The 8280-nt window shown below is 70.6% G+C and carries 7 protein-coding genes; 1 reads left to right on the top strand and 6 read right to left on the bottom strand.

Features of this window, described 5'->3' with window-relative positions:
• The first annotated feature begins 208 nt into the window (after positions 1 to 208).
• A complete protein-coding gene (locus D588_RS0103675) occupies positions 209 to 691 on the top strand; it encodes a YajQ family cyclic di-GMP-binding protein (RefSeq protein WP_017913076.1) in 483 nt (160 codons plus the stop codon).
• Positions 692 to 1056: 365 nt separating this feature from the next.
• On the opposite strand, the gene salA is transcribed toward D588_RS0103675, so the two are convergent.
• The 6 genes from salA to D588_RS23935 form a co-directional block, all read right to left on the bottom strand.
• Entirely contained in the window at positions 1057 to 2343 is a 1287-nt protein-coding gene (gene salA / locus D588_RS0103670; RefSeq protein WP_017908787.1) for a salicylate 1-monooxygenase, read from the bottom strand.
• A 22-nt stretch (positions 2344 to 2365) separates the two neighbouring features.
• Positions 2366 to 3085 (bottom strand): alpha/beta hydrolase, encoded by a 720-nt coding sequence (locus D588_RS0103665; protein WP_017915018.1) that lies wholly within the window; start codon positions 3083 to 3085, stop codon positions 2366 to 2368.
• Positions 3086 to 3104: 19 nt separating this feature from the next.
• Positions 3105 to 4298 carry an outer membrane protein transport protein gene (locus D588_RS0103660; RefSeq protein ID WP_017913079.1) on the bottom strand — a complete coding sequence of 398 codons (1194 nt, stop codon included), beginning with the start codon at positions 4296 to 4298 and terminating at the stop codon, positions 3105 to 3107.
• 859 nt (positions 4299 to 5157) lie between these two features.
• Positions 5158 to 6285: an NAD(P)-dependent alcohol dehydrogenase gene (locus tag D588_RS0103655; RefSeq protein WP_017908784.1), complete on the bottom strand. Its 1128-nt coding sequence runs from the start codon at positions 6283 to 6285 to the stop codon at positions 5158 to 5160.
• Positions 6286 to 6303: 18 nt separating this feature from the next.
• The gene (locus D588_RS0103650; protein ID WP_026143339.1) at positions 6304 to 7767 is read right to left on the bottom strand and encodes a benzaldehyde dehydrogenase; all 1464 of its coding nucleotides are present in this window, start codon (positions 7765 to 7767) and stop codon (positions 6304 to 6306) included.
• A 32-nt stretch (positions 7768 to 7799) separates the two neighbouring features.
• On the bottom strand, positions 7800 to 8280 hold a 481-nt coding region (locus D588_RS23935; RefSeq protein ID WP_017915015.1), incomplete at its 5' end, for an alpha/beta hydrolase fold domain-containing protein.

The following is an 8280-nucleotide window of genomic DNA, read 5'->3' as shown; positions in this document are numbered from 1 at the left end:
CCAGGTCGTGGCAGGTTGTTCGAGGTGCCCTTCAGTCGTGACGCGCGGCGCCCACCAACGCACGACATTGCGCAACGCGCCGGAACCGACATCCATCCCACCCTGCACGTGCCAGCCCCTGCGACACCGGCGCTGCCACTTCCCAGCTGCCGCGCCCCACTCCTCGCCCGCACGTCTTACGATAGGCATCTTTGCCGGGGACTTGCCCATGCCTTCCTTCGATATCGTGTCCGAAGTCGACAAGCACGAACTGACCAATGCCGTCGACCAGGCCAACCGCGAGCTGTCGACGCGCTTCGACTTCAAGGGCGTCGACGCCAAGTTCGCGCTCGACGACCAGGTCATCACGCAATCGGCGCCCAGCGATTTCCAGGTCAAGCAGATGACCGACATCCTGCGCGCGCGCCTGCTGGCCCGCGGCATCGACGTGCGTTGCCTGGAGTTCGGCGACGTGGAGACCAACCTCGCCGGCGCGCGGCAGAAGATCACGGTCAAGCAAGGTATCGAGCAGAAGCTGGGCAAGAAGATCGTGGCCACGCTCAAGGAAGCCAAGCTCAAGGTGGAAGCGCAGATCAACGGCGACAAGCTGCGGGTCAGCGGCAAGAAGCGCGACGACCTGCAGGACGCGATCGCGCTGCTGAAGAAGAGCGATTTCGAGCTGCCGCTGCAGTTCGACAATTTCCGCGACTGAAGCCGCCGCGCAAACGCCTCGCGCGTCATCGCCATGCCGGTGCGAGGGTGCAGGACGACCACCGCGTGGCGATGGTCGTTCTGCAGTCGACCGCGCGATATCGTCGCCACGCTGCGTGAGTGCACACGGCTGCGCATCGCCTCGCCTTGCAGGGCGGCACGGCAGACAGGCGATACGCCCATGTCGCGACCTGCGCATGCCGTCCGGCCTGCGCAAGCAGGCATGCCGGCATGACCACGCGAGCGCATCCCGGCCATTGCAGCCCATGCGAAAGCGACGCACTCCGCATCGGAACGAGACGACACCACGCAACGGCACTCCCGCCTCCGCGCCGGGACGCGGACGCCTAGCGCCGCAATTTCTTGCTAGGCACCCGCGGTGACGCCCGCGGCCAGCATCCTCCGCCCCTGCGCCACTTCGGCTTCCAGGTCGTGCGTCCAGATCCAGTCGAAGCGCTGCGCCAGCGTCTGCGCCAGCCGCGTATCGTCGGCGCCGGCCTGCGGATCGCGCAGTTCGTACAGCTCGCCGGCCTCGCGCGAGGTGCGCTGCACGCGGCAGGCGCGCGGCAGGCGCAGGCGCTCGTAGACCTGCAGCAGGGCCGGCAGATCGCCGCGCGTCAGGCCAGGCGTGGCCAGCAGTTGCGCCAGCAGATAGGCATCCTCCAGGCCCTGCCCGGCGCCGGCGCCCTGGTGCGGCAGCATCGCGTGCGCGGCATCGCCGATCAGCGCCAGCCGCCCATGCACATAGCCGGGCAGCTCGGCCAGATCGTGCAGCGCCCAGTGCGTGGGCGTGTCGATGCACTCCAGCAGCGTACGCGCCGCCTCGCCCCAGTGCGCGAACGCCTCCAGCATCTCGCGGCGGCTGGCCTCGCGTACCCAGGCCTGGCCAGCGCGCCATTGCGGTGCCGGCTCGCTGCGGTCGGAGACGAAGGCGACCACGTTGATCAGCCTTCCCTGCTTCACCGGGAAGGTCAGGATGTGCGCGTCCAGGCCCAGCAACATCTGCGGCACGTCGACCAGGTGCGCGTCCACGCCGCGGGCGGCGAAAGCGGCACGTAGCCGCGCGGCGTCGATCAGGCCGCGATAGGCGCAGGTGCCGGTGAAACGCGGTTCGGCCGGTGCATGGCCGAGCGCACGCAGCACTTCGCCGCGCATGGCGGACTTGATGCCGTCGGCGGCGATCAGCACGTCGCCTTCGTACTGGCTGCCGTCGGCGAAGCGCACGCGCGCCACGTCGGCGTCCTGCTCCACGTCGACTGCGCGTTTGCCGAACCTGGCCAGCCCGAACGGCAGGCGGGTAGCCAACGCATCGAGGAAGTCGGCGCGGTGCACCGACGACTGGCCGACGCCGGGCGCCAGGGTCTGGCCCAGCAGCCGCGCGTCCTCGCCGCGGCGCCATTCGAACCAGACGTCCTGCCATGGGGCGGGGGTGCGGTCGGCGAGTTCGGCATAGGGCTCGCCCATGCCCAGGCCGGCCAGCGCGCGTACCGCATTGGGGCCGAACGAGACGCCGGCGCCGATTTCGCCGAAGGCCGGCGCCGATTCGAACAGTTGCACGTCGAGATGGCGGTGCCGGCACAGGCCCAGGGCCAGACCGACGCCGGCGATGCCGCCGCCGACGATGCCGATGCGCAGGGGGGATGCAGGATTCATCTGGAGTCTCCGGTGGGGAATGTCAGTCGCGGCCAGCCAGCAGGATTTTCTCGGCCAGCAGCGCAGGCGCGCTGAAACACACTTCGTGGCTGCCCGGCAGGCTGACCAGACGGTAGCCGCCCAGGCGCGCGCTCAGCCGCGGATGCCAGCCGTACTCGCCCGGCGGCAATGCCACATCGTCGGTGGCATAGAGCCAGCTGCGCGGGATCTGCAGCTCGTGGAAACGCTTGAGCGGTACCGCGTCGAAATGGCTGCGCGCGGGGGTCGGACTCAACTGCGCGTACGCCTGCTGCGCCTGCGCCAGATCGGCGTCGCCGATGAAGCCGTCGCGCCAGATCGGAAACGGCAGCATGATGCCGCCGTCGGCATCGACCGCGTTCTTCCACAGCGCCTGGTAATGCGGCGGCAACAGGTCGAACAGCGCCTCGCCGTCGCGCAGCACGAAGGCGTTGTGGAAGATCAGCCGCTTGCAGCGCTCCGGCTCCTCCTCGGCCAGGCGTTGCACGATGCTGCCGCCCCAGCTGTGGCCGAGCACGACCAGGTCGCGCAGGTCGTGGCGGCGCACGTAGTCCACCACCGAGGCCACGCAGTCGGCGTGCGAGACGCGCTTGTCGGCGCCCACGCCATGCCCGGCGATGGTCGGTGCGTGCACCTGCACGCCGTGCGCGCGCAGATGGGCGGCGACGCCGTCCCAGGCGTGGCCGTCGTGCCAGGAACCGTGCAGCAACAGATAGGTTTGCATGGGGTCGTCTCCGTGTGGCTCAGCGGAAGGTCCAGCCGAGGCCGAAAGTGAGATAGGTGAGGTCGCGGGTCCCGGCCTGCACGCCGCCGCTGGCGACCGAGCCGCCCGGCGCATGGGTCACGCTGCCGGTCAGCGACAGCTGCGGCGACAGGCGCCAGGTCGCGCCCAGCGCGTAGTGGCTGTACTGCGCCAGCGGCGCCAGCACGGCCAACTGCGCCTGGCTGTCGGGGATCAGGCGGCTGCCGCGGGAATAGCCGGCCCGCAGCGACCAGGCATCGTTGAGGCGGTAGTCGGCCCCCAGGCGGAACACGCGCTGGCTACGCCAGCCGAAGCCCGGACCGTTCGGATCGCCGAACGCGCCGCCCTCATCGACGCGATTGCCGTAGGAGCGCTCGCCGGCCCAGTCGATCCACAGCCAGTCGGCCGCCACGGTCAGCGCATCGCTGGCCTGCCAGGCCAGACCGACACCGGCCTGCTGCGGCATGTTCAGACGGCCTTCCGGCAGCAGCGCACGGTAGCGCTGCATCTGGCCGAAGCGGATGCGGCTGGACCAGGTGACGCCGGCGCTCAGGCGCGGCGCGAGCTGGCCGTACCAGCCCACGGCGACACCGTACCCGTAGGCCGCATCGGCCCCGGCCGACTGGAAGCCGACCCCCTCCAGGCCGGCGACGTGCAAGCGCTGGTAGGCCAGCCGCGGCGAGATGCCCAGGTACTGGTGCTCGCCCACGCGCCAGGCCAGGGTCGGCGCGAACACCACCTGCTGCAGCTTGGACAGGGTGTTGTGGCTGCCATACACCGGAGCGCCGTAGTCCAGCGCGACGCCGTGGCCGAATACCGACACCCCCAGGCTCAGGTCGTCGTTGAGTTGATGGTTGTAGCCGGCGGTGGGCACCGGAACCAGCGCATCGTCGCCGTAGCGGTTGGGGCCGACCTGCGCGCGCACCGGCGCCGCGATCAAGGTGAGGTCGGCGTCCATGCGGTCGCCGACCGCGCCCATGCCGGCCGGGTTGTTGGCGGACGCCGCCGCGTCCAGCGGCAACGCGATCGAGGTGCCGGCCAGGCCCTGGGTCTGCGCGCCGTAGCCGGGCAAGGCGACGCCGTTGTTGGCGGCGGCACCACCCGAAACCGCCGCCACGGTCCACAGCAGCGTGGTCCAGCGTGGCGTGCCCTGTCGTTGCGCCCTGCGGCGCATTGGATGTGCGAACTGCTGCATGATCGAGCCCTCCCTCCGAGCCGATGCGTGGGTGCGGCCGCCGACCGGCGGCACGCGGGGTCCGCACTGCCGTCGTGACGACCGGCAGCGCGGGATGTTGGAAACGGCACTCATCCTTTGTGCACGCGTCGGCCGACACGGCGACGCGGTACGACGCGAACGCAAGACCGTGCGCGCGACCCGTACGGACGCTCGCGACGATCGAAGCAGGAGACGACTGACCTCGGCGATGCATCCATGCGTCCGACACTGCCCCGCATCACACCAGGCGTCCAAGACCATGTCAGTCTCGTTTCATACCCTGCTGGTATGTTCATCGCGCGATGCGCGCTAGCACTGGATCTTCCGCGATGCAACATGCGCGTTCGATGGCGTGCATGCCGACGCAGCGGCAGCGTCGTCGCAGGCGCACGCCCGCATCGCTTGCGCAAACGCCAACGCCTGGACGCGCACGCACACGCGCTCTGCGCCGCCTCGGCAAGCTTGCGCATGCCAGTGTCTGCATGCCACTGGACACCCCGCGCGCCGCAGCGCACAGACAGCCAGGCACGCGCAGCGCAGCGGCGCGCGGCGCTACACGGCACGGGCTTCATCGGGCGGCGGTGCGGTCCGGCAACGCAAGGAGGGCAACGCAGACACCGCTCGGGCGCTGCACTGCGGCGCAGCCTGGCACGCGCGCCGGCCTCCCGCGTCTCGGCCGAGGCAGGCAGGATGCCGGCGAACGCGCACGGCGAGGGCGCGATCAAAAAAAACGGCACCGGCATCGCCCACGGCAGCGTGTGGCGACGTCGGTGCCGAGGCAGGCGCGACGCCTGCTGCGGGGACACGCGCGACGGCAGCGCCGTCGCCAGCGCAAGGCTCAGCTGGCCATGCGCAGGATCGGCTTGAGGGTGATGCCGCTGCTGCTGTCGGCGGCGGCCTGGTTGATGTCGCTCAACGGATAGAACTTCACCAGCTTGTCGAACGGGAAGCGGCCCTGCTGGTACAGCGTCACCAGTTGCGGAATGAACACCTGCGGCACGCTGTCGCCCTCGACGATGCCGCGGATGCTGCGTCCGCCCAGCAGCAGGTTGTTGACGTCGAAACCGGCCTTGGTGCCGAGCTTGGGTGCGCCGACCACGCCGATCGTGCCCAGGCTGGCCAACGCTTCGATGCCCGCCTCCAGCAACTGCGGACGCCCGGTGGATTCGAGCGCGAAGTCGGCGCCGCCGCCGGTGATCGCGCGCACCGCTTCCACCAGATCGCCTTCGCGGTTGTCGATCACGTGCGTGGCGCCCAGTTCCTTGGCCAGCGCCAGCCGCGACGGCACCACGTCCACGGCGATGATGCAGGCGGCGCCGGCCACGTGCGCGGCCATCACCGCGCTGAGTCCGACCGCACCGGCGCCGATCGCCATGAAGCTGCTGCCAGGACGCACCTTCAGCGCATTGATCACCGCGCCGGCTCCGGTCTGGATGCCGCAGCCCAGCGGGCCGAGCAGTTCCAGCGGCGCCTCGCGCGACACCCTGATCGCATTGTTCTCGCGCGCCAGCGCATAGGTGGCGAACGAGGACTGGGCGAAGAAGTGGTCGTGCAGCGGCTGCCCGTGCAGATCCTCGATGGCGGTATGGCCATGCGCGTCGGCACCGCCGAAGTTGCGCGGGAAGAACTCCTGGCAATACGCGGCATGCCCGCCATCGCAGGGATTGCAGTGGCCGCAGGCGCCATAGGTGAGCACCACGTGGTCGCCGACCTGCAGGCTCTTGACGTTGGGACCCAGCGCTTCGACCACGCCGGCGCCCTCATGGCCGAGAACCGCCGGCAGCGGCACCGGGTAGTACTGATCGCGCACGATCAGGTCGGTGTGGCACAGGCCGGTGGCCACCACCCGCACCAGCACCTCGTCGTCCTGCGGCGCGCGGATGCGCGCCTGCTCGATGGTGAAGGGCTGTTGCGGCGCGTGCGCGACCGCCACGGTGATCTCGCGTTTATCGGTTGCTGCGTTCATCGCACTGTCTCCTGGGGTTCAAAGCGGATAGGCGGGCGCTGCGCCCTTGACGGTCAACCACTGCCACTGGGTGAACTCTTCCAGGTTCGCCGGGCCGCCGATGCTGCTGCCGTTGCCGGAGGCGCCGACGCCGCCGAACGGATTGACCACCTCGTCGTTGACGGTCTGGTCGTTGATATGCAGCAGGCCGGTGCGCAACTGCTCGCCCAACGCCAGCGCGCGGCCCACATCGGCCGACAGCACCGCCATCGACAGGCCGTACTCGGTGTCGTTGGCCAGGGCCACGGCCTCGGCATCGGTGTCGAACGGCACCACCACCGCCACCGGAGCGAAGATCTCCTCGCGGAAGGCCGGGTTGTCGGGGGTGACGTCGCTGAGCACGGTGGGCTCGAAGAACAGGTCGCGGTAGCCGCCGCCGGCGGCGACGGTGGCACCGGCCTCGCGCGCGGCCGCGACCAGGCGCGCGGCGTGATCGCGCTGGGTCGCATCGATCAACGGGCCGAGCGCGACCTCGCCGCTGGCCGGGTCGCCGACGCTCAGGCTCCTGGCCTTGGCCGCCAGCCGCTCGACGAACTGCGGGTAGAGTGCGCGCTGCACCAGCACGCGGCCGGCGGACATGCAGATCTGGCCCTGGTGCAGATACGCGCCCCAGGCGGTGTTGGCGATCGCCAGATCCAGGTCGGCATCGTCGAGCACGATCAGCGAGTTCTTGCCGCCCAGTTCCAGCGACACCTTCTTCAGATGACGGCTGGCCGCCTCGCCGACCTTGCGCCCGGCCGCGGTGGAACCGGTGAACTGGATCATCGCCACGTGCGGATCGGCGGTCAGTGCGGCGCCGGCGCCGCCATCGCCGGGCAGCACGTGCAGCACGCCGGCCGGCAGGCCGGCCAGTTCGAACAGCCGCGCGATGACCGCGCCGCCGCAGATCGCGGTGCGCGGATCGGGCTTGAGCACCACCGCGTTGCCCAGCGCCAGCGCCGGCGCCACCGCGCGCATGGCCAGGTACAGCGGGAAATTGAACGGCGCGATGACGCCGACCACGCCCAGCGGACGGCGCCGCGCCAGACTCAGGCGCCCCGCCGCGGAGGGCAGCACCTCGCCGGCGCTGCGCGACGGCAGCGCCGCCGCTTCGTGCAGGGCGGTGGCGCACAGGGCCGCTTCGAAGCCGGCCTTGCCTTGGGTGGAACCGCTCTCGCGCACCAGCCAATCGGCGATCTCCTGCTGGAACCGCTCGGCCAGTTGCGCGGCCTGGCGCAGTACCTGCGCGCGTTGCGCATACGGCGCCGCGGCCCAGCCGCGTTGCGCCTGCGCAGCGGCGGCGGCCGAGACCGCGACCTGCGCCGGGCCAGCCAGGCCGACGCGGCCGAGCTGCTCTCCGCTGGCCGGCGCGATCGCCTCCGCGCTCTCGGTGGCGGCCTGCCACTGACCGGTGAAAAGCGCTCCGTGCCAAAAATCGTGCTGCAGCAAAAGCGTATCGTTCATGCGGGTGTTCTCCTGGGAATCGGGGTTGCCGGTCATGCCAGTCGCGCGCTCAGGAAGGCGGCGGCATGTTCGATGGCGCGCACGGCGGCCGGCAGCACGCCGGCCATTTCGACGAAGCCGTGCACCATGCCCGGCAGTTCGACGTACTCCACCGCCACCCCGGCCGTGCGCAGGGCATCGGCGTAGTGGCGGCCGTCGTCGCGCAGCACGTCGCAGGCGGCGGTGTAGATCAAGGCCGGTGGCAGTCCGCGCAGATCGGCCGCGCGCAGCGGCGACAGCCGGCTGTCGCTGGGGTCGTACTCGGCCACGAACGGCGCCGACATCGCCTGCATCACCGCCAGCGTCAGCGGCGGCACATGCGCGTTCTCGTGGCGCGCCGCAAAGTCCTGCGATGCCGGCGACAGATCCGTACTCGGATAGAACAGCGCCTGCGCGCGCAGCGCCACCGCACTGCCGCGCAACTGCTGACAGGCCACCGCCGCCAGACTGCCGCCGGCGCTGTCGCCGGCCACG

The sequence above is a fragment of the Xanthomonas sp. SHU 308 genome (assembly GCF_000364645.1).
Lineage (GTDB): Bacteria > Pseudomonadota > Gammaproteobacteria > Xanthomonadales > Xanthomonadaceae > Xanthomonas_A > Xanthomonas_A sontii.
Note: the sequence above shows the minus strand (reverse complement) of the source record. Positions and strands in the feature narration are given on the sequence as shown.

What these genes read in the sequence shown, in the direction of transcription:
- D588_RS0103675 (WP_017913076.1), top strand. Translation starts at nt 209, where the DNA reads ATGCCTTCCTTCGATATCGTGTCCGAAGTCGACAAGCACGAACTGACC.
- salA (WP_017908787.1), bottom strand. Translation starts at nt 2,343, where the DNA reads ATGAATCCTGCATCCCCCCTGCGCATCGGCATCGTCGGCGGCGGCATC.
- D588_RS0103665 (WP_017915018.1), bottom strand. Translation starts at nt 3,085, where the DNA reads ATGCAAACCTATCTGTTGCTGCACGGTTCCTGGCACGACGGCCACGCC.
- D588_RS0103660 (WP_017913079.1), bottom strand. Translation starts at nt 4,298, where the DNA reads ATGCAGCAGTTCGCACATCCAATGCGCCGCAGGGCGCAACGACAGGGC.
- D588_RS0103655 (WP_017908784.1), bottom strand. Translation starts at nt 6,285, where the DNA reads ATGAACGCAGCAACCGATAAACGCGAGATCACCGTGGCGGTCGCGCAC.
- D588_RS0103650 (WP_026143339.1), bottom strand. Translation starts at nt 7,767, where the DNA reads ATGAACGATACGCTTTTGCTGCAGCACGATTTTTGGCACGGAGCGCTT.